Source organism: Patulibacter sp. NPDC049589 (assembly GCF_040675535.1).
Classification (GTDB): domain Bacteria; phylum Actinomycetota; class Thermoleophilia; order Solirubrobacterales; family Solirubrobacteraceae; genus Patulibacter.
Window position 1 is genome coordinate 1 of the sequence record NZ_JBFAPC010000323.1, and the last position, 2,055, is coordinate 2,055.

The 2,055-nt window shown below is 76.9% G+C and carries 2 protein-coding genes; one reads left to right on the forward strand and one right to left on the reverse strand.

The window, feature by feature from the left end; genetic code table 11:
• The coding region (locus AB0L40_RS27705; RefSeq protein ID WP_364362015.1) for a DUF4393 domain-containing protein at positions 1-877 on the reverse strand (877 nt) is incomplete at its 3' end.
• Positions 878-1,096: 219 nt separating this feature from the next.
• On the opposite strand from AB0L40_RS27705, the gene sbcD reads away from it, so the two are divergent.
• A partial coding sequence (sbcD, locus tag AB0L40_RS27710) for an exonuclease subunit SbcD (protein ID WP_364362017.1) occupies positions 1,097-2,055 on the forward strand: 959 nt, incomplete at its 3' end.

Here is a 2,055-nt window from a genome sequence, read left to right on the forward strand (position 1 = left end):
GGGTCGGCGCGGGGCGCGGGGCGGTGCCGGGGATGTCGACCGCGCCGGGCTGGATCGCGGAGCCCTCGATCGTGTCGCCTGTGATCCGCCGCTGCTCGCCGAGCGGCAGGCAGACGCGGCAGAAGTCCTCGCCGAACGGCGTCAGCGCGATCGACCGGCGGACGACGCGCGCGGCGCGTCCGGCGCGCTTCATCGCGTCGCCGACCTCGGGCTGGGCCTCGAGCACCTGGTAGCCGCGCAGGTCGTGCAGCTCCTCGTGGGAGAACCAGATCAGCCCGAGGCGGAACAGGTTGTTGAGGTACGACGGCACGCGCTCGACGTAGCGGCAGCCGGCCTCGGCGCCGATGATCGTCAGGCCCGCCGCGATCATCTCCGAGCCGATCCGCAGCGGCCGGCCGGTGCGGACGTCGACGGCGGGCTGGGCGCCCTTGGTGGCCATCAGGCGGAGGATCCGCGCCTCGTCGGGGGTCAGCTCGTCGAGGATCCGGCCGTACGCGGGGTGCGTGGCCTCCTCGAACGTCACGTCGGCGGCCTGCGCCAGGAGCCCGGCGCCGCGACGCTGGAGGACCTCGCCGGGCGCGAGCTCCGGGACCGGCTCGTGCCCGTGGCCGTGGTGCCCGGCGGGGTGCTCCGCCGACCATGCGCGCGAGGCCTCGCTGACGCGCTCGGGGACGAGTCGCATGACGCGTCGCTCGACCTCGTCGACGCCGAGCAGCTGGCGGGCGCTGCGGCGGACCTGGTCGGCCGCCTCCTCCGCGGCCTTCAGCGCGACGTCCCCGAACGGCAGCCGCTTGGTGATGCCGACGCCGGTGCGGAACGACGTCCTCGCGCCCCACGACGCGGCCTGGATCCCGCCGCGGGTCGCGATCCGCGCCACGCCGGGCAGCGCGTCCAGCGCCGAGGGCTCGCGGGCCCGGGGATCGCCCTCGTGGTCGTTGTCCTCAAGCGCCGAGATAGGCGCGATCGTAGGGGAACCGGAAGCGGCGCGGCAAGAAGCGAGACGTGCCGCCCTTCGCCCCGGCGGCCCCGGTCCCTACCGCGGGTACCTTCGGGGCGCCGACCGATGTCCGGCGCGGGGCGTACCGTCGTCGATCCGATGCGGCTGCTGCACACCGCCGACTGGCACCTCGGCCGGACGCTGCACCGCGTCCCGCTGCTTCACGCCCAGCGCGCCGTCGTCGACCACCTGGTCGAGCTGGCGCGCGCCGAGGACGTCGACGCGATCCTCGTCGCCGGAGACGTCTTCGACCGCGCGCTGCCCCCGGTCGAGGCCGTCCGCGTGGCCGGCGACGCCCTGCGCCGCCTCGCCGACGTCGCGCCCGTGATCGTCGTCTCGGGCAACCACGACTCCGCGGGACGCCTGGGCTTCGCGGCCGAGCTGATCGCCGCCGGCGGCGTCCACCTGCGCACCGAGCCGACGACGAGCGGCGACCCCGTCGTGCTGGAGGACGAGCACGGGCCGGTCGCGATCTACGGCATCCCGTACCTGGACCCGGACCTGACCCGCGGCCCGCTGGGCGTGGAGGAGCGCTCGCACGACGCGGTGCTCGGGGCGGCGATGGAGCTGGTGCGAGCGGACCTGGCGGGGCGGGGCGGGGAGGCCACCGCCGCGGACGCGGTGACCGGCCGCGGCACGACCCGCGAGGGCGCGGCGCGCCTGCGCTCGGTCGTCGTCGCCCACGCGTTCGTGCAGGGCGGCGAGCCGTCGGAGTCGGAGCGCGACATCTCGATCGGCGGCGCGGAGACCGTGCCCGCCTCGGTCTTCTCGGGGGCGGACTACGTCGCGCTCGGGCACCTGCACCGGCCGCACGCGGTCGGGGTGGGTGGGGTGGCGCGCGGCGCATCGGTCGACGCGGCGCCGGACGACGCACGGGAGGCGGCGACGGACATCCCCACTGCGGCGACGCCGGCGCTGCCGCCGACGCCCTCCGACGCCTTCTCCGCCGACGCGCAGGCGGAGCTCGGCGGCCTGTTCGCGCTGCCCTTCGACGACGCCGGCCCGGCGGGCGCGGAGGACGCGAACGGCGTCGGTGCCGCGGCCGCCACCGACGGCGC